The 24688-nt window shown below is 33.2% G+C and carries 26 protein-coding genes; 8 read left to right on the top strand and 18 right to left on the bottom strand.

Annotated features, from left to right (window positions below):
- Position 1: 1 nt before the first annotated feature.
- The 3 genes from HA148_RS04065 (at position 2) to fba (ending at position 2660) form a co-directional block, all read left to right on the top strand.
- Entirely contained in the window at positions 2-394 is a 393-nt protein-coding gene (locus HA148_RS04065) for a hypothetical protein (protein ID WP_209130434.1), read from the top strand.
- Positions 395-396: 2 nt separating this feature from the next.
- Positions 397-1494, top strand: a complete 1098-nt coding sequence (locus tag HA148_RS04060) for a Gfo/Idh/MocA family protein (RefSeq protein WP_209130432.1) — start codon at positions 397-399, stop codon at positions 1492-1494.
- A gap of 92 nt (positions 1495-1586) precedes the next feature.
- On the top strand, positions 1587-2660 hold the full coding sequence (fba, locus tag HA148_RS04055; protein WP_011376344.1) for a class II fructose-bisphosphate aldolase: 1074 nt from the start codon (positions 1587-1589) through the stop codon (positions 2658-2660).
- Positions 2661-2710: 50 nt separating this feature from the next.
- Here the strand turns inward: fba and purQ are convergent, their stop codons facing one another.
- From purQ to HA148_RS04030, 5 genes are all read right to left on the bottom strand, one after another.
- Complete coding sequence (gene purQ, locus HA148_RS04050; RefSeq protein ID WP_209089593.1) at positions 2711-3376, bottom strand: phosphoribosylformylglycinamidine synthase subunit PurQ; 666 nt, start codon at positions 3374-3376, stop codon at positions 2711-2713.
- A gap of 1 nt (position 3377) precedes the next feature.
- On the bottom strand, positions 3378-3632 hold the full coding sequence (purS, locus tag HA148_RS04045) for a phosphoribosylformylglycinamidine synthase subunit PurS (RefSeq protein WP_209130430.1): 255 nt from the start codon (positions 3630-3632) through the stop codon (positions 3378-3380).
- 99 nt (positions 3633-3731) lie between these two features.
- A complete protein-coding gene (locus tag HA148_RS04040; protein ID WP_187149023.1) occupies positions 3732-3896 on the bottom strand; it encodes a hypothetical protein in 165 nt (54 codons plus the stop codon).
- A gap of 46 nt (positions 3897-3942) precedes the next feature.
- Complete coding sequence (locus HA148_RS04035; RefSeq protein WP_209130428.1) at positions 3943-5007, bottom strand: GTP-binding protein; 1065 nt, start codon at positions 5005-5007, stop codon at positions 3943-3945.
- Between the two features lie 9 nt (positions 5008-5016).
- Positions 5017-5529, bottom strand: coding sequence for a pentapeptide repeat-containing protein (locus HA148_RS04030; RefSeq protein ID WP_209130426.1), 513 nt, complete (start codon positions 5527-5529; stop codon positions 5017-5019).
- Between the two features lie 63 nt (positions 5530-5592).
- Here HA148_RS04030 and HA148_RS04025 point away from each other — a divergent pair, with 63 nt between their 5' ends.
- Genes HA148_RS04025 through ilvD form a run of 3 tightly spaced genes read left to right on the top strand, consistent with a single transcriptional unit; the run spans position 5593 to position 8227 of the window.
- Positions 5593-6210, top strand: coding sequence for a uracil phosphoribosyltransferase (locus HA148_RS04025; RefSeq protein ID WP_209089578.1), 618 nt, complete (start codon positions 5593-5595; stop codon positions 6208-6210).
- 29 nt (positions 6211-6239) lie between these two features.
- Entirely contained in the window at positions 6240-6530 is a 291-nt protein-coding gene (locus HA148_RS04020) for a hypothetical protein (protein ID WP_011376338.1), read from the top strand.
- Positions 6531-6553: 23 nt separating this feature from the next.
- Positions 6554-8227, top strand: a complete 1674-nt coding sequence (gene ilvD / locus HA148_RS04015) for a dihydroxy-acid dehydratase (protein WP_209089576.1) — start codon at positions 6554-6556, stop codon at positions 8225-8227.
- A 21-nt stretch (positions 8228-8248) separates the two neighbouring features.
- Here ilvD and HA148_RS04010 read toward each other — a convergent pair whose 3' ends face one another.
- From HA148_RS04010 to glpX, 7 genes are all read right to left on the bottom strand, one after another.
- Positions 8249-8635 carry a hypothetical protein gene (locus tag HA148_RS04010; RefSeq protein ID WP_011818278.1) on the bottom strand — a complete coding sequence of 129 codons (387 nt, stop codon included), beginning with the start codon at positions 8633-8635 and terminating at the stop codon, positions 8249-8251.
- Complete coding sequence (locus HA148_RS04005) at positions 8625-9173, bottom strand: CIA30 family protein (protein WP_011818277.1); 549 nt, start codon at positions 9171-9173, stop codon at positions 8625-8627. Before HA148_RS04005 ends, HA148_RS04010 begins: the two co-directional genes overlap by 11 nt.
- Before the next feature lie 30 nt (positions 9174-9203).
- Positions 9204-9941 carry a 6-phosphogluconolactonase gene (gene pgl / locus HA148_RS04000; RefSeq protein ID WP_209130424.1) on the bottom strand — a complete coding sequence of 246 codons (738 nt, stop codon included), beginning with the start codon at positions 9939-9941 and terminating at the stop codon, positions 9204-9206.
- On the bottom strand, positions 9929-11347 hold the full coding sequence (gene gndA / locus HA148_RS03995; RefSeq protein WP_025888166.1) for an NADP-dependent phosphogluconate dehydrogenase: 1419 nt from the start codon (positions 11345-11347) through the stop codon (positions 9929-9931). The genes pgl and gndA overlap by 13 nt, the downstream gene beginning before the upstream one ends.
- A gap of 95 nt (positions 11348-11442) precedes the next feature.
- Entirely contained in the window at positions 11443-12738 is a 1296-nt protein-coding gene (locus HA148_RS03990) for a glucose-1-phosphate adenylyltransferase (protein WP_209089572.1), read from the bottom strand.
- Positions 12739-12867: 129 nt separating this feature from the next.
- Complete coding sequence (locus tag HA148_RS03985) at positions 12868-14178, bottom strand: glutamyl-tRNA reductase (protein WP_209130422.1); 1311 nt, start codon at positions 14176-14178, stop codon at positions 12868-12870.
- 18 nt (positions 14179-14196) lie between these two features.
- The gene (gene glpX, locus HA148_RS03980; RefSeq protein WP_025890675.1) at positions 14197-15198 is read right to left on the bottom strand and encodes a class II fructose-bisphosphatase; all 1002 of its coding nucleotides are present in this window, start codon (positions 15196-15198) and stop codon (positions 14197-14199) included.
- A 188-nt stretch (positions 15199-15386) separates the two neighbouring features.
- Between glpX and rpe the strand changes: the two genes are divergently transcribed.
- The gene (rpe, locus tag HA148_RS03975; RefSeq protein ID WP_209130420.1) at positions 15387-16145 is read left to right on the top strand and encodes a ribulose-phosphate 3-epimerase; all 759 of its coding nucleotides are present in this window, start codon (positions 15387-15389) and stop codon (positions 16143-16145) included.
- Between the two features lie 21 nt (positions 16146-16166).
- On the opposite strand, the gene ccsB is transcribed toward rpe, so the two are convergent.
- The 5 genes from ccsB to HA148_RS03950 all read right to left on the bottom strand — a co-directional run bounded on the left by ccsB (position 16167) and on the right by HA148_RS03950 (position 21049).
- Positions 16167-17096 carry a c-type cytochrome biogenesis protein CcsB gene (gene ccsB, locus HA148_RS03970; protein WP_209130418.1) on the bottom strand — a complete coding sequence of 310 codons (930 nt, stop codon included), beginning with the start codon at positions 17094-17096 and terminating at the stop codon, positions 16167-16169.
- A 109-nt stretch (positions 17097-17205) separates the two neighbouring features.
- Positions 17206-17934 carry an LPS export ABC transporter ATP-binding protein gene (gene lptB / locus HA148_RS03965; protein ID WP_209130416.1) on the bottom strand — a complete coding sequence of 243 codons (729 nt, stop codon included), beginning with the start codon at positions 17932-17934 and terminating at the stop codon, positions 17206-17208.
- Positions 17935-18028: 94 nt separating this feature from the next.
- Entirely contained in the window at positions 18029-18397 is a 369-nt protein-coding gene (locus HA148_RS03960) for a DUF309 domain-containing protein (RefSeq protein WP_209130414.1), read from the bottom strand.
- 11 nt (positions 18398-18408) lie between these two features.
- Positions 18409-20205, bottom strand: coding sequence for a translational GTPase TypA (gene typA, locus HA148_RS03955; RefSeq protein ID WP_209130412.1), 1797 nt, complete (start codon positions 20203-20205; stop codon positions 18409-18411).
- Positions 20206-20335: 130 nt separating this feature from the next.
- Complete coding sequence (locus tag HA148_RS03950) at positions 20336-21049, bottom strand: M15 family metallopeptidase (RefSeq protein ID WP_209130410.1); 714 nt, start codon at positions 21047-21049, stop codon at positions 20336-20338.
- Positions 21050-21161: 112 nt separating this feature from the next.
- Here HA148_RS03950 and chlP point away from each other — a divergent pair, with 112 nt between their 5' ends.
- Positions 21162-22502 carry a geranylgeranyl reductase gene (gene chlP / locus HA148_RS03945; RefSeq protein ID WP_025972038.1) on the top strand — a complete coding sequence of 447 codons (1341 nt, stop codon included), beginning with the start codon at positions 21162-21164 and terminating at the stop codon, positions 22500-22502.
- Here chlP and glyS read toward each other — a convergent pair.
- Positions 22483-24645, bottom strand: coding sequence for a glycine--tRNA ligase subunit beta (gene glyS / locus HA148_RS03940; RefSeq protein WP_209130408.1), 2163 nt, complete (start codon positions 24643-24645; stop codon positions 22483-22485). The genes chlP and glyS overlap by 20 nt on opposite strands.
- Positions 24646-24688 lie beyond the last annotated feature (43 nt).

Genomic DNA, 24688 nt, shown 5'->3' with positions numbered 1-24688 from the left:
AATGAGAATAATTTCTAATTTATTTTATTTTTCTTTAAGCCTTTTACTCTTTATTTTAAACTTTTCCTCCTATTCATATGCGATAGGAAATGTTGATTGGGTTCTCCTTAAAGAGAATGATGATGGGAAAGAATGGCTTGATAAAGGGAGTATTAAGCCGCTACCAAATGGTGAAATAAGTGTATTAACAAAATTCTTTAAAAATCCAACTAATTCTGATGATGATGGAGAATTATCACTTTATGTAATGAGAATTAATTGCAATGAAAAAAAGTTCAAAGATACATCAATAAATGGAATTCCTCAATTCAATTCAAAATGGCAAACTTCTAATAATGATGAACTTATAGATGTTGTTATTGAAAATAGTTGTTCAGAGTTTATTAATGAATAAGAATGAATACTAAAAATAAAAAATTAAAAATAGCAATCGCTGGACTAGGGTTTGGCAAAAAAGTACATTTAGAAGCGTTAAAAGAGTCGGATTATTTAACGCCAGTTGCTATTTATCATTATGACAAAAAGCAAAAATCAATTTTAGAAAAAGAAACTGGATTAGAGTTTTTTCATGATTGGGAAGACTTAGTTAAATCTCAAGAAATTGATGGGATTATTATTGCCACCCCTCCTGAATCAAGATTTAAGTTAGCAAAACAAGCTCTTGAGAATAATAAAAATTTGCTCCTTGAAAAACCCGTTTCAATATCCTCCTCAGAAATTGAAGAGCTTCAGAGAATATCTTTGATTAATAATTTAAGCGTATGTGTTGATTTTGAATACAGAGCAGTACCTCTTTTCCTTCAGACAAAAAAACTTATTGATGAAAATATCTTAGGAGATATATATTTAGTCAAATTAGATTGGTTAATGGGCAGTAGATCCGACCCCAAAAGATCCTGGAATTGGTATTCATTGGAAGAAAAAGGTGGAGGAGTTATTGGCGCTTTAGGTACTCATGCGTTCGATATGTTGAATTGGTTTTTTGGAGAAGCAATAAACGTGTCTGGAAAGTTAGCAACATCAATAAAAAAAAGACCTTTACCTAATTCATCTGATTTAAATGATGTTACGAGTGAAGATGTATGTTTAGCCAATATAGAAATATCAAACTTCAGCTCGAATCTTATTCCATGTCAGGTATCTTTATCATCGATTTCTAAAAACGGTAGAGGATTTAGTTTAGAAATATATGGAAGCGAAGGTTCACTTATTCTTAAAAGCGAGAACCAAAAAGATTATGTCCATGGTTTTAATTTGAAATATTCAAACAGCAAAAATAAAATACAAAATCTAACTGCAGAATCAAGTTTTAATTTTGAAAAAACATGGACTGATGGGAGGATAGCTCCAGTTTTGAGAATTCAAAATTTATGGGCTGAGAGTATTTTTAATAAAACACCTATCATTCCAGGCTTATGCGAGGGACTTGCAAGTCATAAAGTTTGCGAAGCTATAAGAGAATCGTCGAAGAGCGGGTTAAATATAAAAATATAGATTTTGTATATCTAATTACGTGACATTTGATCCCTCTTTGTACTAAACTCGCGGAAACAAGTGCTTTGTATAGCATCTAACTTATTTTAATTATGGCCCTCGTTCCACTAAGACTACTTTTAGATCACGCTGCTGAGAATGGTTACGGTATTCCAGCTTTCAATGTTAATAATCTTGAGCAAGTTCAAGCAATCATGGAAGCAGCATATGAAACTGATAGTCCAGTTATCCTCCAAGCTTCAAGAGGGGCAAGAAATTATGCAGGGGAAATTTTCTTACGTCATCTAATCCTTGCTGCTACAGAAACATATCCAAATATTCCAGTTGTAATGCACCAAGACCATGGTAATGAGCCATCAACATGCTATTCAGCAGCAATAAATGGTTTCACATCAGTAATGATGGATGGTTCTCTAGAGGCAGATGCAAAAACACCCGCAAGTTACGAATATAATGTTGCAGTCACTAAAAAAGTTGTAGATTTTGCTCATTCAGTTGGGGTTAGTGTTGAAGGAGAATTAGGTTGCTTAGGTTCATTAGAAACAGGGAAAGGAGAAGCTGAAGATGGTCATGGTTTTGAAGGTGAACTTTCTACAGATATGCTTTTGACTGATCCTGAAGAAGCTGCAGATTTTGTTGCTAAAACAAAAGTTGATGCATTAGCTATTGCTATAGGTACAAGTCATGGTGCTTATAAATTCACAAGAAAACCTACAGGAGAAGTTCTTGCAATAAGCAGAATTGCTGAAATCCATAAAGCACTTCCAAATACACACCTTGTAATGCATGGATCTAGTTCAGTTCCTCAGGAATGGTTGGATATCATTAACAAATATGGTGGTGAAATCCCTCAAACATACGGTGTTCCTGTTGAAGAGATTCAAGAGGGAATAAGAAATGGAGTGAGGAAAGTCAACATTGATACAGATAACAGGCTTGCTTTCACTGCCGCAGTAAGAGAGGCCGCATTTGCTGACAAGGCAAACTTTGACCCAAGACATTTCAACAAACCTGCTAGAAAATACATGAAGCAAGTTTGTCTTGACAGATACAAACAGTTCTGGTGCGAAGGTCAAGCAAGTAAGATCAAGCAAAACAGCACCAATTACTTTGCTGATCTCTACGCTAAAGGTGATTTAGATCCAAAAGTAAAAGCTACTGTTTAATTTCTTCCCAAATTAAATAAAAAAAAGACCTCCAAAATTGGGGGTCTTTTTTATTTCAATATTAATGATTTCAATGTAAAGAGACCATCAGTCCCACCAATTGTCTCGTCACATGCACGCTCTGGATGAGGCATTAAACCTAGAACATTTCCCTTTTCATTAGTTATACCTGCAATATCGAATGAGGATCCATTAGGATTATTTTTATATCGCAAAGCGATCAATTCATTATCTACAAGTTTTTTTAAAGTATCAGAATCACAATGATATCTTCCTTCCCCATGCGCTATTGGCAACTTAATAGTTTGTTTTTCACCTCCATTATTAAACCAACCTCCTTTTGAAGAAATGATATCAAGTTCAACATCATCACAGATGAAATTAAGATTTTTATTTGCAGTAAGGGCACCAGGCAAAAAGCCTGATTCTGTCAAGATTTGAAACCCATTACAAATTCCTAAAACTCTTTTCCCGCTTTTAACAAACTCATCCAAGGCATTTATTAATGGAGAGAATCTCGCAATTGCTCCGCATCTCAAATAATCACCATAGCTAAATCCTCCAGGTAAAACTATTGCATCTACATCACTTAAATCTGAAGACTCATGCCACAAGAATTTTGTTCTTATGTCTAAACAACCTTCCAATGCCCATGAAACATCACGATCACAATTAGAACCAGGGAAGACAACAACTCCTACAGTAAAATTATCCATCTTATAATTTTTCTAGTGAATACTCGTAATCTTCAATAACAATATTTGCGAATAACCTATCACACAATAAATCAATTTTTTCTCTTACTTCGTTTTCACCATTACCTTCTATTTTCACCTCAATCATTTTTCCTATACGTAATGATTTTATTCCCTCGGCTCCAAGTTTTATAGAAGCAGATTTAGTAGCTTCCCCTGCTGGATCTAAAACTGAGGGTCTTAGTCTTACAAAAACTTTTACAGCAAATTGGTCCAATTAAAAATTAATTTCTACTAGAAGATTAGTTTAAATTTTAATAAAAAGTACTATTGATTAATAAACAAATATTTTTTTACCTTAAGGTTTTCTGAGTTATTAAATGTCTATGTAGCCTCTACCAAAACAAACTAAACAAGTTTTTCTTGAATTTTCAGGTGTTTTAAAATTTCCCGACCCTCCACATTTTGAACATTTTATTTTATCAATTGAAGAAACTTCGTTAGAGATTATTTGTTTTAAAGCAATTTTTGAATTTTCCATCTTGGACTGTCTACTGTAGTAAGTATCACGACAAGTAACTATAAAGTCAAATTGCTATTTTTGGGTTACTTAAAATCTTAAATTTCTCTTTAATTTTTATATTGAAAGTTTGTATAGATTTTTCATCAAAGGAAATTATTACTAATTCAAGCCCAGCATTATCATTTGGTCTCCAACAATTGTCTGGAGCTTCTTCAAACCAAGTATTAATTTTCTTTCCAACAATTTGTATTTGTAAAGGCAATGATTTGTTTGGAATCCAAATACGTCCTTTTATTCGAAGAATGTTTAATTCATCCAAGATTTTTGACATCTCCTTTTCAAAGTCATTTTTTTCAAGGAAATAATTTAATTTAAATGAATCTGTTACGAGCTCAACATGATTATGGTCATGTTCTTCCGTTAAAAATTCTTTATAAGTTTCTTTTTTAAAATTAAAATCAAATAGATAATTTAAATCAATTTTGCCATTCTTGGATTTAAGGACTGGTGTAGATGAATTTAGACTTCCTTGAATTTTATTTTTTACAACGTCAAACTGATCATCATTTAAGATATCTGATCTAGAAACTAAAACGATATCAGAAACTTCTAGTTGCTCCTCAAAAAGTTCATCTATAGTGGCGTTATGATCAATTTTATCTGTTTCGTTATATTGTTTTGTTATTTTATTTAAATCATTAATTGGTGAACCATTTAGCATTGATTCTCCATTAACGATACCAACAACAACATCAAGGTAGATGGAAGACCTAATCTCAGGCCAGTTAAGTGCTTGAATTAAGGGTATTGGTAGTGCCAACCCACTTGTTTCGATAATTATTGATTCGATAGGAGGATTAAATTCTAGGAGAGCTTTTATTGATGGAACAAAGTCATCTTGAACAGTACAACATAAGCATCCATTGCTTAATTCGATAACGCAGTCGTCTTCAGATTCATCACATTTATCACAACTTTTAATCAAATCACCATCAATTCCAACATCACCAAATTCATTAATTATTAAACCAAATTTTTTTTTACTCTCTTTTAGTAGATATCTTAGAAAAGTTGTTTTACCTGAACCAAGAAATCCCGAAACAACAATAACTGGAATTTTTTTTTTCATCTTTGATGATTAACAACCTAAGCTATATTCTGTACTCTCTCCTGTAGAACTATTTGTGCCATTAGCAATCGCACATAATTGTTTTTGTTGTGTACGACTTAGAACAGCATCAGTAAAATCTGCACCATCTATTTTTGCGCCTTCAAAATTACTCTCCATTAATAAAGCATTAGTAAAATTAACATCTGAAAGATCAGCATCTGTAAAGTCTGTTGCATAAGCTAGTGCATCTCTTAAATTTGCTCCAGTAAACTTAGAGTTTTGCAATTTACTATTATTGAACACCGCCCCTTCTAAATTACTTTCACTGAAATTAAACCCATTCAAATCAAACTTAACGTATTCGTTACCGCTTAAGTCTTGACCATGCATATCTGGCTCTAAATTAAGGTCTTGCTGGTTTCTAATCTCAGGAGGTCTTTTAGCCCATGCAGAATTTACAGAATTAAAAAATAAAATCCCAATAAATAACAACGTAATTAATGCATTCTTTAGTGAGGGGAAAACAATTGATTTAATCATAATAAGACTGTATTTTAGAACTTAAGTATTTAAAGTCTGTAAGAGTATCTTAAAGGAAAATACATGGCAATGTCACTAAAGGTTATTGTTCCTCCTCATCCATTAATAAAACATTGGCTTTCAATATTACGAGAAAAAAATACTCCAAATATTTTGTACTCAACAGGATATGAGCAATTAGGGAAATGGCTTACATATGAAGCATTACGTAATTGGCTGCCATATAAAAAAGAAATAATAAATACTGATAATGGAGACGCAGATGGATTCTTTATTAATAATGATTATCCAATAAAAGTGCTCGCAATGTTGCCCGAAGGATTATCTCTTTGGTTTGGATCTAAAGAAGTAATTCCTAATTCAACACTCTCATTAGGAGAACTTCCTAAAACTATTGAATCAAATGAAGGAGTTATATTTTATTCAGAACAAATAACAACAAAATCAGCAACATTAGAAACTTTAATTAAATTAAAGGAATTAGGTGTTGATTCAAATAGGATTCTTTTAATAACTGCTATTTGCTCAAATAAAGGATTAAATGAAATTGCGAAATTATTCCCTAATCAGGTAATTTACACTTCTTGCATAGATGAGGAAGACGAAAAAACACAATTATTAGTACCGGGTATTGGGACTCCTCTATCGCGTTTAAGTACTATATTTCAAGATAAGAACTAATATATAATATAGGAGTAAGTTTTTTACCAATGTCTGAATACAGAGATTCGTCTTCAAATAATCTTTTATCATTAATAAGCGGTGCTTTTATTGGAGCAGCAGGTCTAGCTTGGTGGTTAATATCCGAAGCAGACAAAAGGAAGGAGGAAAAAAAACAAAAAGCAATGATGTATTCCTCCAGAATTCAAGACGGCTCAGAAGCGATTGATTCAAATGAAAATATAAATGAAGTTGAAGGAGAGAATCTGGAGAAGAAAGTTGAGCAACTTAATTCTGCAATTGCTGATGTGAGGAAGCAACTTGAAGAGTTGGGGCAATAGAATAAAAAAGGTTCTCAAATAATATGAATAAACTCAGATCATCTGCAATAACCCAAGGTGTGCAAAGATCGCCTAACAGATCGATGTTAAGAGCTGTTGGATTTAATGATGAAGATTTTAATAAACCTATTATTGGAGTTGCAAATGGATACAGCACCATCACACCATGCAATATGGGTTTAAATAAGTTAGCTCTAAAAGCTGAAGAGTCTATAAAAAGATCAGGTGGGATGCCTCAGATGTTTGGGACTATAACAGTAAGTGATGGGATTTCTATGGGAACAGAGGGCATGAAATATTCCCTAGTTTCAAGAGAAGTTATTGCTGATTCAATTGAAACAGCATGCAATGCTCAGAGTATGGATGGAGTACTTGCCATAGGTGGATGTGATAAAAATATGCCGGGTGCCATGATTGCGATTGCAAGAATGAATATTCCCTCAATTTTCATTTATGGAGGGACAATAAAGCCTGGGAAATTGCATGGAGAAGATCTTACTGTTGTTAGTGCATTTGAAGCTGTTGGACAATTAACATCAGGCAAAATTAATGAAGAAAGGCTAATCCAAGTTGAGAAAAATTGTATTCCTGGTGCTGGTAGCTGTGGAGGAATGTTTACAGCTAATACAATGTCTGCGGTTATTGAAGTATTAGGGTTAAGTCTTCCTCACAGTTCCACTATGGCTGCTGAAGATCTTGAAAAAGAACTTAGTGCAGATAAAAGTGCTGAGATATTAGTCTCTGCAATAGAAAAAGATATAAGACCTCTAGACCTAATGACTAAGAAAGCATTTGAAAATGCAATATCAGTAATTATGGCAATTGGAGGATCAACAAATGCGGTATTGCACATCTTAGCTATCGCGAATACTGCAGGAATAGATATCAACATTAATGATTTTGAGAGAATCAGACAAAAAGTTCCCGTTATTTGTGACCTTAAACCGAGTGGTAAATATGTGACGGTGGATCTTCATAAGGCAGGTGGGATTCCACAAGTAATGAAAATACTTTTGAATGCAGGGTTAATTCATGGCGATTGCAAAAACATTGAAGGAAAAACCATCTCAGAATACTTACAAAATATTCCAGATAAGCCTCCAACAAATCAAAATGTCATAAGAGACATAAATGACCCTCTTTATAAAAAAGGACATCTAGCGATATTAAAAGGTAACTTAGCGAGCGAAGGTTCTGTAGCCAAAATTAGCGGAGTAAAAAACCCTGTATTAACTGGTCCCGCAAAGATTTTTGAAAGTGAAGAGGATTGTTTAAAATCGATATTAAATAACGATATCAAAGCTGGTGATGTTGTTGTTATTAGAAACGAAGGTCCTGTAGGCGGACCAGGTATGAGAGAGATGTTAGCTCCAACATCTGCAATTGTTGGTCAAGGGCTTGGAGAAAAGGTGGCTTTAATTACCGATGGCAGATTTAGCGGCGGTACCTATGGTCTTGTTGTGGGTCACATAGCTCCAGAGGCTGCTGTAGGAGGAAATATTGCTCTAATAAAACAAGGTGATTTAATTACAGTAGATGCTGTAAAACAACTAATTGAAGTTGATTTATCTGACGAAGAATTAGAAAAAAGAAAAAAAGATTGGGTAAAACCTATTCAAAAATACAAAAGAGGAATTCTTTCAAAATATTCGAGAATCGTAAGCACATCAAGTTTAGGGGCTGTTACTGATTTATAAATCAGCTCAAATTTTTTTTTCTTAATCAATAAAACTTTTAATCCTATTTGCTAAATTTTCCAATCTAGCGCTGTATTTTGGTGAATTGCATTTTTTCCCGTTATTGCTATCCATCCATAATGTTTTAACTCCACACCATAATATTGGTTCATCAGGGAAGTTAAGCTTAGAGATTACTAAAACCAACTCTTTATTTGATTTAAAAAGTTCTAATTCAAGATCATAAATTTCTAATCTTTTACCTTCTTTATCTCTACATAAGATATTAACTGTTAAATCAATATCTTCATCTTCGAATTCGTATTCACCATTTATTTTTACTACAGAATGAACAAAAGGTTTATTTGTTAAATCTGCTGACTTAGCGATTAAGCTCTCTATATTTTTAGGTGGATTTTCAAATAACACTTATTGATTTAATTAAAACTTTTATTGAACCCTGTTTAAACTCATTATTAAGTAATCCATCATCACCGAACTTAGAGTGTAGTAGTTGCAATCTTTTAATTTTAGATGGCTTGAATTTAAATGGAAAACGTACTTTATTAGCTCTTACAGAAGGTTTTAACTCACTAAAAGGAATTTGAACATTTGTTGTCCCGAATTTTTTTGTTGGAAATGATTTAATCCATCTAAGTCCACCAGGAATAAATTCGGTTAGTCCTAGTAGATCATCTTCACAAGCGACAGCAAATTTAAAAGTTCTTCCTTGTCCATCAATATTTAATTCAAAGGATGAATACTCAGATACATTTAAAGAAGGTTTATATATAGAAGATCTACAACTAACAAATCCTCCAGCTTTCTCGACAATATTACCCTTTAATATCAAACCCGAATTTGAAGTTTCACAAAAAGCTGAACTTGATCCGCCCATAACAGTATCATTTAATGTTTTCCAACCATCGAACTCCTTTTTCTGGAATAAAAATTTTTTCTTACTCATTAAATAATTTAAATTATTAATAGACTTTAACTAAATTTCTAATTCTTTTGCTGAATCCTGATCACAAAATATTGAAATTTGATTAATAGATTTTATTAATTTTGATGGTGTTCTATCTGGTAGCTCTTTTTCATCTAATAACCTCTCAAGAGCAATTCTTTTAGAAGCTCCACTAACTAAAAATACTATCTTTGAAGAAGCTGAAAGAACCTTTGGAGTTAATGAAATTCTTTTTAAACCTTTACCTTCATTAAAAATAACAAAATCATCTAAATCATTATTTTTTTGATAAGGGAATAGTGAGGCTGTATGACCATCATCTCCAAGACCTAATAATGTTAAATCAAAAGTTGGAGGGTTTGATCCGCATTTTTCAAATAATTTAGAGATAAATTGATTTTTAGTAGTTTCATCATCAGCGTTTAAATCATTGAAAATTTCATAAAAATAAGCTTTAGATCCAAAATTAGTTAGCAAAGAATTTCTCAACATTAACGAGTTACTTAATTCTGAATTTGGATCAACACATCTTTCATCTCCTAAAAAGACATCAACCATATCCCATTGAAGATCATTATTTGATAAGAGATGATACACAGATTTAGGAGTTGAACCTCCACTTACACAAAATTTGAATCTATCTTTCTTTTTTAAAGTATGAATAATATGGCTTTGAATAAACTTAAAAACCGCTGTTGATAGTTCTAACTTGTCTTTGTAAATATTTAAGGTGTATCCATTTTTGACCTTTTCAATCATTTCATCCATTCAGTATGAAAACTACCTTCCCTATCAATTCTTTCATATGTATGAGAGCCAAAACAGTCTCTCATTGCCTGCACAAGATTCTGAGGAAGTCTATTGGTTCTATAACTATTCAAATAATCTAAAGTACTGGATAAACATGGGACTGGTATACCTGCCTTTGTGGATAGAGAAACTACCTTAGCTAAGTTATCTAATCTTGTCGCAATTTCATTATTAAACCAATCATCAAAAATTAAATTTTTTAGATCAGGATCTTTGTTATAAGCATCTTGAATTTTACTTAATAATTTTGATCTAATTATGCAACCACCTTTCCATATTTGTGCAATTGACGGCATATTCAAACCATAGTTATATACTGCAGATGCTTCTCTTAAAATATCCATACCTTGGGCATAGCTAGCAATTGTGGCAAGGACTACAGCATCAAATAAAGGTTTCATTCCATCCGATACATTTCCTAAATCAAAATCCTCTATCTCTTTAGATGGAATAGTTTTTTCAATCTCACTACGTTGCTCTTTTAAAGAACTCATTACTCTTGCATTTAAAGATGCATAAATAGTTGGGACTGATACCCCCAGTTCTAGAGCACTCACAACAGTCCATAAACCTGTACCTTTCTGGCCAGCTTTATCTAATATTTTTTCCACGACATCATCTCCAGTTATATCATCTTTTGTATTTAGACAAATCTCTGTTATCTCAACAAGATAAGAAGCTAATTCATCAGTATTATTCCAAATACCAAATACCTCTGACATCTGCTCTCCATTCATACCTTTGACTCTCTTCATAAGGTCATAAGCTTCTGCAAGTATTTGTTCAATTCCATATTCAATTCCGTTATGAACAGTTTTTACAAAATGACCTGAGCCGCCTGGGCCAACATATGCAACACATGGTCCGTCCTCAACTTTGGCAGCCATTTTTGTTAGTAAGCTCTCTATTGCATCATATGAAGCCTTAGTACCACCGGGCATCATGCTTGGACCCTCTAGAGCTCCTTTGGCACCCCCAGAGACTCCCATTCCGATGTATCCAAAACTTTTACTTTCAAGAGTATTCACCCTTCTTTCTGTATCTTTAAATTGAGAGTTACCGCCATCTATTAATAAATCTCCTTCCTCGAGATATCCAGAAATATTATCAATGACAGCATCTGTTGCTGGCCCAGCTTTAACCATCATAAGAATTCTTCTAGGTCTCTCTAACTTATTAACAAATTCCTGAAGAGTTTCAGCTCCTTCTATATTCTTCCCAAGGCCTCGACCCTGTAAGAATTCTTCGGTTTTTGAGTAAGTTCTATTAAAAACTACACTAGAAAATCCATTTCTCTCTGCGTTAAGAACTAAATTTTCGCCCATAACACCAAGACCTACTAAACCAAAATGTGCCTTGGACATAAAAAATTAAAAAACTCAATAAATATAGTGTGCATGCAACTAAACAAAATTGCTCAAAAAAAATACTTATGTCAGCGAAAAATGATCGAAAAAATTTAAATAATAGTTCCGTTTGCAATAGTTGCATTTTTAACAACTACAACAATTCCATTTCTTATGTAGAAGCCTAATTCTGGCTTATCTGCTTCTTCTACTCGATCTTTATTAATTATCACAACATTATCACCAATCCTTGTATTCTTATCGAGAATTGCTCTTTTTACAGTAGTTCCTTCACCTACTCCAAGAGGTGTGCCGCCTCCTTTTCTTAATTCAATCCTCTCTTCAGGCGATTCAAAGAAATCGGCACCCATAACGAGAGTGTCCTCAAGAACTGAATCACTTTCAATCCTGCTTCTTACACCTAAAACACAATGCAAAATACTGCATGACTTCAAGATTGTACCCTCACAGACTATTGAATCAGTAATTTGAGCATCTACTAGTTTAGAAGGGGGTAGAAATCTTGGTCTTGTATAAATTGGAAATTTTTCATCATAAAAACTAAATGGAGGTTTTGGTTGCTCAGTCAAGGCAAGGTTTGACTCAAAGAATGCCCCAATGGTGCCGATATCTTCCCAATAATCATCGAATACATAACTTTTAAGAGTATCTCCCCTATTGAGGGCTTCAGGAATTATGTCCTTACCAAAATCCGTATAACTAGGAAATTTATTTAAAAGATCGAAAAGAGTATTTCTGCTAAAAACGTAAATACCCATAGAGGCTAGATAAGGTTTTTCGGCAGCCGACTCCTCACTTAATCCAAATTTTGAAGTATCTACTGCCATTGCCTTCAACTTCTCACCAGTGGGCTTTTCACTGAATTCTTTTATATTTCCTACATCATCTGTTCTCATGAGGCCAAAACCTTCTGCTTGAGCTTCATCAACTGGCAAAGCTGCAACGGTTAAATCAGCGCCATTATCTCTATGATGTTGAACAAATAAACTGTAGTCCATTCTGTACAGTTGATCTCCTGACAATATTAAATATTCATCAACATCCCATTCTTGAAATAACCACTGGTATTTTCTTACAGCATCAGCAGTACCTTCAAACCACGTAGGACTATCAGGAGTCTGTTGTGCAGCTAAAACCTCTACAAATCCTTGGCCGAAAGGGCCATTTAAATTATAGGTTCTTCCTATATGTCTATTTAGAGATGCACTATTGAACTGGGTCAACACGTACATTTTTTCAATGCCTGAATTTATACAATTACTAATTGGGATATCTATCAAACGATACTTACCTGCCAACGGCACCGCAGGTTTTGCCCTCATTTTTGTTAAAGGGTAAAGTCTAGAACCTTTTCCTCCTCCGAGGATTATGGCCAACACACGCTTCATTCAATCAAATGGAGGTAGATATACAACTATTTAAAGTAACTGATTATGGGCAAATTTAGAAATACTAATGGTCAGTTTACAAAGGTATTTCGATAAATCACTAGAAAAACTTAATATAAATGAGAAAAATTAGTTATTTTTGTCCTCTTCTACCAAAGAAAATAATTTTTCAATGATTTTCAAAGAAACTTGTCTCTCTTCTCTTGATTGAGGACTTCTCAATTTGGTTACAGGCGTGTGAAGTATTTTATTGATAATTCCTTTAGTAAGCGCTTCTACAACTTTTCTTTCTCGAGCCGAAAAATCAGGTCCCATCCTACTAAGTGCTTTTTGCAATTCCTCTTTTCTAATTAACTCCAAATCTGATCTAAGTTTATTAATTACTGGAACCGCCTCTAAACTTGCCCACCATTCTAGAAAAATGATCCTTTCTTCTTCTACTAAAGATTCCGCTTCCTTAGCTATTTTCTGCCTAAATTCTTGATTTCTTGAAACGACCTCTTGTAAGTCATCAACATCAAATGATTTTACAAATTCATGTTGTTTGACATCATTAGATATATTTCTCGGTACACCAATATCAATAAATTTAAGTCTATTACTCAAGTTTAATTTTTCAATTTTTGCGAGGTCAATAATTGGCTCTTCAGAAGCAGTACTGGTAAAAACAATTGAAGATAGTGATATGTTTTCTTCTAATTCGTTTAACCCTCTGCAAACAATCTCTAAATCAGGGAAGTCTTGAGCAAGATTTAATGCTCTATCAATATTTCTATTTAAAAGGATAAGTTTATGACATCCTTTTGATTTTAAATGAGTTATTAAAAGCCTACTCATTCGTCCGGCGCCAACAACAAGAACGTTCTCTGATTCCAAACTTACAAGAGTATCAAAACCCTTTTCTTGGCCAATTTTTAATTGGGCAAGTTCTACCGCTGCTGAACTGATTGATACTGCTCCAGTTCCTAAATTTGTTTCTGATCTTACTTTTTTACCTGTACTAACAGATTGAGTTAATAATCTATTAAGAATTGGTCCAGTAGATTGATTCTCTTGACCTAATCTCATCATTTTTTTTACCTGCGAAAGGATTTGTCCTTCCCCTAAAACAAGGCTATCTAGTCCTGCCGCGACTTTCATCAAATGCAAAACTGCTTCTTCCTGTCTAAAGCAAAAAAGATGTGGATTTAAATCTTCAAAAATAATTCCAGAATATTCTGATATGAATTCTTTAATAGATGAAATTCCAGTATTTTTATCTTTTACTAACGCATATATTTCCAGCCTATTACAGGTACTTAATATTGACACCTCTAATACATCAGAGAAATCTTTTAATGCTTTCAATGATTCTGTTATGGATTGGTCAGGAATACTTAACTTCTCACGCACTTCAACAGGTGCCGTGCGATGACTCAGTCCGACGACAACAATATGCATAAAATCAAAAGTGAATTTTTAAAGGCTGATACTCTTAGCACCATCTTTTATGTGAACAGTATTCGTGAACCTTGCAGTACTATCTAATGTACTAATAACTAGACTACTAGTTCTAACACAATCCCTTTCAAATTTAACTCCGTCAAATAGTAATCCATCAGTTATACCACTTCCAGCGAAAACAACATTTTCTCCCGAGGCCAATTCATTAGCTTCATAGATTTTATCTATATCTGTTATACCCATTTCATTAAGACGTTTTATATTTCCTTCTTTTGTGTAATCAGCCCATTCAGAAGTTTGAGCGATTGCTGGATCATAAACTAGTTGTCCTTGAAAGTGTCCGCCTAGAGCTCTCATCGCAGCAGCAGAAATAACACCCTCAGGAGCAGCACCTATACCCATCAAGCAATGTGTTCCAGTTCCTGCAAAACCACATGCAATCGCAGCTTGAACATCACCATCAGAAATCGGTTGTACTTTTGCACCACATCCACGAATCTCTTTGATTAAATCTTTATGCCTAGTTCTATCCATTACAACAACAGTAAGCTCATCAATAGAAAGACCCAAGCAATCACTTAGTATCTTCAAGTTTTCAGTAGCTGAATTTCTAATATCTACTTTACCTTTTGCTGCTGGAGGCGCTGCTAATTTGTTCATGTAAAAATCAGGAGCATTAAAAAGACCACCTGTATCAGAAGCAGCTAAAACCGCCATAGAACCTCTTTGATTATTCGCACAAAGATTAGTTCCTTCACAAGGATCTACTGCAAAGTCAACCCCTGGGCCACTTCCACTACCAACCTCTTCACCTATATAAAGCATAGGTGCTTCATCTCTTTCACCTTCTCCAATAACAATTTTCCCTTTCATTTCAATTTTGCCCATTCGCAATCTCATTGCTTCGACAGCTGCAGCATCAGCTTCATCTTTTTGGCCAAGTCCTGTTAGTTTTGCTGAGGCAATAGCTGCTTGCTCGACAACTTCGAGAATTTCTTGAATTAAAGTTTGATTCACAATTAAATTTTGAGGATTTTTCTAAAAGGTTTTGAGTATGATCTCATAAAAAATGTTATTTTTTATGAGAATTATTATGCTAGTAAGCTTTTTTTAACTCTTTACAGCTGATACTTTATCAGGCCGTGACTTGAAATTAGGAATAAACAACTAAATATAGTATCTTTATTAAATATTTTAAAAATTAAATGACCGAGTCAAATCAAGCAAATTTAACTGGTGCTAATAGACCAATTCAAATAATTCCTTCAGTTTTACCAGCAGATTGGGCAAATATGGGGGCATGCGTAAAAGAGCTCGAGGAAGCTGGGGTAGATAGAATTCAATTTGATGTAATGGATGGAAATTTCGTACCAAATCTTACCTTTGGGCCTGAGATGATTGCTGCATGCAGGAAATATTGCAATGTCCCTTTTGAAACTCAATTAATGGTTAGTCAGTACAACTGTGAAACCATGCTTGAATCTTATGTAAACGCTACAAAAGGGGCAAATGGTGAACCAGGAGTAGTAATAGCTCATGCCGAAGCAAATATTCATTTGCATAGAGTTCTCGGTAAAATAAGAGATTTAGGAGGATCTCCTTCTGTTGCATTAAACCCTCATACTCCTTTTGAAATGATTAAAAACATTATGGATATGGTTGATCATGTTTTGGTTATGACAGTTAATCCAGGTTTTGGAGGACAAGCTTACATACCTACAATGCTTAATAAAATCAGAGAAATAAGAAACTTTATTATCGAAAAAAACTTAAATGTCGATATTGAAGTTGATGGGGGGATAAAAGCAAATTGGACTATTTCACAATGTGCGGATGCTGGTGCGAATTGTTTTATTGCAGGTAGTGGAATGTTTGCTTACCCAACATTAAAAGAGGGATGTGAGGACTTGAGAAAGGTTGCACTAGAAGCACAAAAGGGGAATGTTCTTCCAGAGCCTCAATAAATATTCTGAATGATTAAGAAATCACCCAAATATCCATCCATAACTATGCAACCCTATTCCTAAAAAATTAACTCCTAAATAACAAACTAAAACAATTAAAAAGCCTGTAGATGCTAATAATGCTGGTTTACGACCTTGCCAACCCTTGCTTATTCTCATATGCAGATAAGCGGCATAAAACAACCATGAGATAAATGCCCATGTTTCTTTTGGATCCCAACTCCACCATGTCCCCCAGGCCTCATTAGCCCAAACTGCACCTGAGATTAAACCGAGAGTCAAAAGAACAAAGCCTACTAATATAGAACGATAACTTAATGTATCTAATTCTTCTGAATGCGAAAATTCAATAGGTTTTACTAAATCATTTAAAGGATAGCCATTAGAAAGCTTAAATCCTCCTATACCTGTAGAACTACTTCTGATTTGAAGCGGCTTATTTTTATTAATAAACAAAACAGATATTGAAAGTAAAGAACCTATTATTAATGCTGCATAACTAAGCATTACGACGCTAACATGCATTACTAACCAACTAGATCTTAAAGCTGGAACCAAGTTTGATGATAATTTCAAATCTTCAGGCAGTACAAAACAAGCAAAGGATACGGTAAGTAACTCAATAGGTATGGCAATTGAGGGAATTAATGGAGATTCATATTCCCTTTCAATCAATAGTTGGCCAATTGTGATTCCCCAAGTAAGAAAATAAAGAGATTCATACAAATTGCTAATAGGAAAGTGTCCAGAAATTGACCACCTAAAAAGCAATTGCAATGATATTAATAAATTCACTAAAATCGTAAGGAATCTCACTGTTGAAGAAAATTTCTTTTTAAAAACTGCACTTAAAGATATCGGTAAGTTAAATAATAAAAAATAAAAGACTAGAAGACCCAAGACTGAAACTGGGTCATATATTAAATTTTTAGAAAAATTATCTAGTATCATCTAAGAAATTAATATGATTTATATTTCATGACATTCAAATAATAATTTAAATTATTCCTATATGAGTAAATCTTTAATAATTAAATTTTAATTTATTTTCAATAAGATTTCAAAGTTTGAAATTATCTCCTAGATAATACTTCTTTACTATTGGATTATCTGCTAATTCACGTGATGATCCATAAGCTAAAATTTTTCCTTCACTTAAAACATATGATTTGTTTGTAATTAAAAGGGTTTCCCTAACATTGTGGTCTGTAATAAGAATCCCAACCCCGTCACTACTTAATTTAAGAATTAGTTTCTTTAAATCATTAACAGCTAGAGGATCGATTCCAGCAAAGGGTTCGTCTAACAACAAATATTTAGGTCCTTTTCTGCCTACGGTAAGAGCCCTAGCTATCTCACACCTCCTCCTCTCTCCTCCCGAAAGTTGATAACCATAATTATCTACAAAGTTATTCAAATTAAATTCATTAATTAATTGTTCTCTTCTATTTCTTATTGCAGCTCTACTATAAGATGAATTCTGCAAAGCCAAATCTATATTATCCTTAACAGTTAGGTCTCTAAATATACTTGCTTCTTGAGTTAAATAACCCAAACCAAGTCTTGATCTAATTGGGAGAGGAAGATTGGTTATATTTTTTCCATTCATTAAAATTTCACCTTTATCAGGTTTTATATTCCCAACTGCAATATTAAAAGTGGTAGTTTTCCCTGCACCATTAGGTCCCATCAAACCTACAACTTCCCCTGGATTTACAATTATAGAAACATCATTTACGATTAATCTTCCTTTAATTGAAAGGGATACGTTATGAATCTTTAGGTTCATTTTTCTTGAGCTCGATTAGTTTTCTTGTTTTCTTGAAAAAAATTTGGGATAGAAAATAGTAATTTCATTAAAGATAAAGATATATTCATATTCATCAAAGAGGTTTCAAAAAAGGCTTATCGTCCTCATTTAATAGCTCTTCATACTGTAATTTCCTCAATAAATCTTCCAAACATTGGCAGAAGGATTCAAGATCAATTCCTAAATTAATCTTAGTTCTAGTTTTTATTCTACCTAAACCCTCTCCAAGCAAAATAGTAGCTCCATTCAAATTACCCTTACTTAAGTGAAATTGAGAAACAGATACTTGTAAAATTCCTTGAATAACTTGTCTTTCGTCTCCATCAACGGAATTCCATATTTCTTCAAAAGCATCATGAGCCTCATACCATTCATGATTGTTAAAAAGATTTAAAGCAGTAAAAAGAGAATCTTTAAAACTTTTTGTACTTTCTTCGTTCATGAAACTAATTATTAATTTCTTTTCTTTTTATTTATTTTTCTCATCCTTATTGAATCAGGTGTTACCTCTAGCATTTCGTCTGGACCAATATATTCGAGCGCTCTTTCAAGCGTAATATCAACAGGTGACTGCAAAGTATCAAGTTCTTCTGCCCCTGCGGACCTCATATTAGTCAACTGCTTGGTTTTACATATATTCAACTCAAGATCTTGTGGTCGATTATTCTCCCCAATTATCATTCCCTTATAAACTTTTACTCCAGGTTTAATAAAATATACTCCCCTATCTTCAGCATTCTTTAATGCATAAAATGTGGCCACACCTTCCTCAAAAGCTATAAGGACTCCATTCCTTCTAGTTTCAAAATCTCCTGCTTTAGGTTTATATTCATAAAATGAGTGACTCATGATACCCTCACCTCTTGTTATACGAACAAATTCACCGCGAAACCCAATAAGTCCTCTTGATGGCACAAGAAATTCTAATTGAGTTCTCCCATCCGAACTTGTCTGCATATTTTTCATTTCTGCTTTTCTCGATCCAAGTTTCTCAATACAAGAGCCAACGGATACTTCAGGTACATCTAAAACCAAAGTCTCAATAGGCTCACATTCAACATTATCAATTTCTCTAAAAATTACTTGAGGTTGTGAGATTTGAAACTCAAACCCTTCTCTTCTCATAGTTTCAATCAAAATACCTAAATGTAATTCTCCTCTTCCTGAAACTGAAAATCTATCGGGAGAATCAGTTTCTTCGACCCTTAGGGCAACATTTGTTAAAAGTTCCCTTTCCAATCTATTTTTCAGTTGTCTACTAGTAACAAATTTCCCCTCTTTACCCGCGAATGGAGAATCATTAACAACAAATGTCATATTTAAGGTAGGTTCATCAACTTTGATTAATGGAAGTGGATGGGGAGAATCGGGACATGCTATGGTCTCACCTATATTGACGTCATCGAAACCAGAAACAGCAACAATATCACCTGCAAATGCTTCATTTATATCAATTCTTTGCAATCCTTCAAATCCTAAAAGCTTACTAACCTTACCTTTAATAGTTTTTCCGCTTTCTTTAATTAAACTAGCCTGTTGACCATTTTTTATAGTTCCATTGTGTATCTTTCCAATTACTATTCTGCCTAAGAAATCAGAATAGTCCAAAGTAGTTATTTGTAGCTGAAGAGGCTTGTTGGCATCGCCTACTGGAGGTGGAACATGTCTAATAATAGCTTCAAAAAGAGGCATCATATTGTCACTATTAGATTCCATCTCTTCTTTTGCAAAACCAGAAAGGCCGCTTCCAAAAAGATAAGGGAAATCACATTGATCATCATCTGCTCCTAATTCTAAAAACAAATCCAATACCTTATCAATTGCTATTTCTGGGACTACTCTTGGCCTATCAATTTTATTTACAAAAACTATAGGCCTAAGTCCTTTTTCTAATGCTTTTTTCAAAACAAATCTTGTTTGAGGCATCGGCCCCTCATTAGCATCAACAATAAGCAGACAACCATCAACCATTCCCAAAACTCTCTCTACTTCTCCTCCAAAATCTGCATGTCCTGGTGTATCTATAATGTTAATTCTGGTATCTTTATAATTCACAGCAGTATTTTTTGAGAGTATTGTTATTCCTCTTTCTCTTTCTAGATCATTCGAATCCATTACGCATGTAGGAATGACTTCATTGTCTCTAAATATTCCTGATTGAGATAACAATGCGTCCACAAGTGTTGTCTTACCATGATCTACGTGCGCAATAATTGCAACATTCCTAATTTCTTTTATCGAAGATGACATTTATAAATTTTATATAAATAGTAGATTAACTTTATTAAGGCTAACTCAAAGAATGCTTATTATGAGAATTTTCTCTTTAAGACTTTGAAAAACATAATCATATTGAATAACTTAATTTAATGAATTAGGTTTATGATTTTCTATTTGAATTTTCAAAAACCTTTAAGGCTTCAATTGAACCCTCATATCTCCAATGCCAAGGTTCATAATCTATAAATTTATTATCTCTAGTGAACGATAACTTGAAATGAAATTTAGCTGCATTCTTTATTAACCACTTAAAGGCGTCAGTATTTTCGAATTCGGTCTCAAAGTCTGTTTCTCTTTGAGTAGCATCACCAATATCAATTGCAAAACCAGTACTATGTTCAGAATATCCAGGGGGGGCTGAAACTCTAGCTCTTTCTGCAGCTTCCTGATTTCTTAAAGATTTAAGAGAATAGAAGATTTCGTTTTGCAAATTTATTGATCTATAACCACTCAAGAAAACTAAGTATATCCCATTCTTTTTTGCTGCATCCCTCATATCCAACAAAGAATCACGCATATCAATGTGAACTTGAATATTGGGCTCAATTAAAACTAGTTTCTCCTTAGGAATTTCCGCATAAGGTAAATGGCCCAAAACTCTATGATCGTGATTTGTCTGAACCTGAACATTAATATTGCCAAGAGATCCTATTTCTATATTTCTAATTAATCTCAATGCAGCGACAGAAAAAATAAGAAAAAGAAATGGAGAAAATACTAATAATTTTTTTAATAATGTTGAATTTGGATTATTTAGGTTAGTTCTCTTGGCAAGTGGTATTTCAAATTGATCGATATCTTTGTTTAGTTCCAATATTTAGAAGTGAATTTGGAAAAGATATTTCGATATTAACTATTATTTTAAGAAATGCACTTTTATAAGCAAAAAAGATGTAGTTTTTATATACAGTATTATTTTTTTTCATATGTTGAGGGTAGCTGTTATTGGTGGAGGTCCAAGTGGTTCATGTGCAGCAGAAATACTTGCTAAAGCTGGGATAAAAACTTGGCTCTTCGAGAGGAAATTAGATAATGCGAAACCATGTGGAGGAGCAATTCCACTTTGCATGGTCGAAGAATTTGATTTACCTGAGTCAATTATCGATAGAAAAGTAAGGCATATGAGAATGATATCTCCATCAAATAGAGAAGTAGACATAAGTTTAGATAGAGTTTATGGGAAAAGTGATAATGAGTTTATTGGGATGTGTAGAAGAGAAGTTATGGATGCCTTTATGCGCAACAGAGCATCAGATCTTGGTGCTACTTTAATAAATGGATTAGTTACTTCAATTGATACTGGCGATAATAATCAAGGGCCATATAAGCTTTCCTATTCAGATTTTACGAATGGAGATAAAAAAGGGGAACTCAAAGAGCTTACTGTTGACCTTTTGATCGGAGCTGATGGAGCCAATAGCAGAGTCGCTAAAGCAATGGATGCAGGTGATTACAAAGTTGCTATAGCATTTCAGGAAAGAATTAAATTGCCTAAAGAAGAAATGAGTTACTACGAAGATCTTGCTGAAATGTATGTCGGAACTGATGTTTCTCCTGATTTTTATGGATGGGTATTTCCTAAATATGATCATGTTGCTGTGGGCACTGGAACCATGCAAAAGAATCAGTCATTAATTAAAGGACTTCAAGAGGGTGTAAGAAATAGGGCAAAGAAAAGACTTGTCAATGGTGAAGTAATAAAGGTAGAAGCTCACCCTATTCCAGAGCATCCAAGGCCAAGAAGGGTAGTAGGGAGAATGGCATTGGTTGGTGATGCAGCTGGTTATGTTACAAAAAGTTCTGGAGAGGGTATTTATTTTGCTGCAAAAAGTGGAAGAATGTGTGCTGAAGAAATTGTTGAAGCATCAAAAAATGGTCAAGTAATTCCATCAGAAAAAGATTTAAAAAACTATCTTAAAAAATGGGATAAAAAATATGGCACAACTTATAAGGTGCTAGAAATCCTTCAAAATATTTTCTACAGAAATGATTCTGCTAGAGAAGCCTTTGTTGAGATGTGTGATGACATGGATGTTCAAAGGCTTACTTTTGATAGTTACTTATACAAAAGAGTTGTCTCCATGAAACCATTACAGCAACTTAAAATTACGATGCTTACACTTGGTTCGATTTTAAGAGGGAAAGCCCTAGCCCCTCTAAAATATAAACCCGTTGATAGTGCTGTTAGGGAAAATAAAGAAGTAGAAAAAATGCTAGAAAATTATTCAATAAAAGGAGGAATTAAAGTTAAGAGTTCAAAAGTGTAAAATCGGCTATTTTTAGAGAATAATTTCTAATTAAGCTCAACAAATTGAGTCTATTATTTCTTATTTTTAAATCCTCTGACATTATTAGGACTCCCTTTTCATTATCAAATAAATCCTCGATAGTGTTTATATTAATCTCAAACAAATTTAGAAGTTCCAAGTAATTGCAATAACCTTCTGAAAAAAGTTTTTCTAATTCTCCAATAAATTCAAAAACTTTGTATTCACAATCTTTTTCAAAAAGTTTTGTGTTTACATAATCTCTTGTTGAGAGAACGTCTCTTGAAATATCACTTTTATTTGCTAATTTGCTTACCCTAGTAATTACCTTCTGGATTTCAACAAAATTTTCTTTTTCTTTAAAATTAACAAGAGATTTAATCCTATCTTTAAGATCAACAATATTCATTACTCTTTTTTGAGATAATTCATCAGAAAAGCAAACGGCCTTTATTAATTCTTTACTTAGTGATATTTCTTCGAGATGACTAACAATTCTTTGAACTAAAAATTGATTTAAATCATTAAATACTGTTTCTCTTGAGAAGTTTAAATTCGGAAATGCGATTTTCCAAAAATCAATAAGTTCATTAAATAATTTATCTAAAGGTAAATCAAGTTCATAATCCCAAATTATTTTAATTACTCCATTCAAATTTCTTCTTAAAGCATAAGGATCAGATGATCCACTGGGACGCTTACCAGAAATAAATATACTAATTAAAGTTTCTACCTTATCTGCTACAGAAACTATTGCACCATATTTTGTGGAGGGCAAAGCATCTTTATAAGAGGAAGGTAAATAATGTTCAGCGACAGCCAAGCAAACATCCTCACTAAATCCCTCATATTTAAGATATTTGCCGCCCATTATTCCTTGCAGCTCAGGGAATTCGAAAACAATTTCGCTACATAAGTCGTTTTTACAGTATTTAGCAACTTCCATTATTTTTTTTTCTTCTAAAGACTTATCGTTTAAGAATTTAAGAATTTTTTTAGCAACTTCCTCTATTCTTTCTACCCTTTGAAAAATATTTCCAAGTCCTTTCAAATACGAAACAAATTTAAGCTTTTCATTTCTTTCGATTGAAGCAACTTTTTTGTCACTTTCTACGAAAAACTTTGCATCTGAAAACCTTGCCTTTAATACTTTCTCATTACCTTTGGCAATATTATTATTTGATTCTTCAAGACCATTTGAAATAACGCAGAAAGTTGTACTAATATTTTTTTCAGAGCTCAAATCTAGTTTAGAAAAACTTTTGTTTTTGAATAAAAGAGGAACGTATCTCTGATGACTTTTCATGACTGTTGAGAGAACTTCAACCGGAAGATCAAGAAATTCATCACTAAATTGGCCAATAATTAAGTCTGGCCATTCAACTAAATCAGTTAACTCATTTAGCAATCCTTCTGAAAGATCAGGTTTCAGATTTAAAGATTTAGATGCCTGATTTATTAAACTTTCAATTTTTTCTTTTCTTTCTTTTCGAATAGCTAAGACTCTATTTCGTTTCAATAATTCAAAAAAGTCTTCAGGATTCTGAACTTCTAAAACTTCATTGATTAGCCTATGACTTCTTGATTTATTACTTATTTTGATCTTTGGATCACATTCATCAAATTCAAAATCAAGAATTTCATCATTATAAACAGAGGTAATCCACCTGATAGGTCTTGAAAATTTTATGGTCCCAGCACCCCATTTCATAAATCGAGGGCCTTGAAGACTCTTTACTAATTTTGGGATAATTAAAGACAAAGAAATTTTTGTTGAGAGTCCTTTTTCAATTTTCTTTCCAAATACAAAATCACCCTTTTCTGTATTTTTTATTTCTAGCTCACTTACATCTATATCTAAGCTATTAGCGAATCCTAAAGCTGCATTAGTTGGACATCCATTTAAATAAGCTGAATTTGCTTTAGGCCCTTTTCTTACTATTGTCTTATCTTCTGCATAATCAACTAAACCTTCGAGGAGTAGAACTATCCTCCTTGGTGTAGAGGTGACAAATATATTTTCGAATTTGATTAACTTTTTATCCAATTCAAATTCTATTAAAGATTTAAATTGCTTTAGAACAGAATGAGAGAATTTCGCGGGCAACTCTTCTGTTCCTATCTCAAGTAGATATTTAGACAAGAAAAAAAAATTTGACTTAACTTACTATAATTTACTACCAGTT

The organism is Prochlorococcus marinus XMU1405 (genome assembly GCF_017696275.1).
Taxonomy (GTDB): domain Bacteria; phylum Cyanobacteriota; class Cyanobacteriia; order PCC-6307; family Cyanobiaceae; genus Prochlorococcus_A; species Prochlorococcus_A marinus_AB.
The sequence above is the reverse complement of the archived record's forward strand: the minus strand, read 5'-3'. Positions and strand labels throughout refer to the sequence as shown.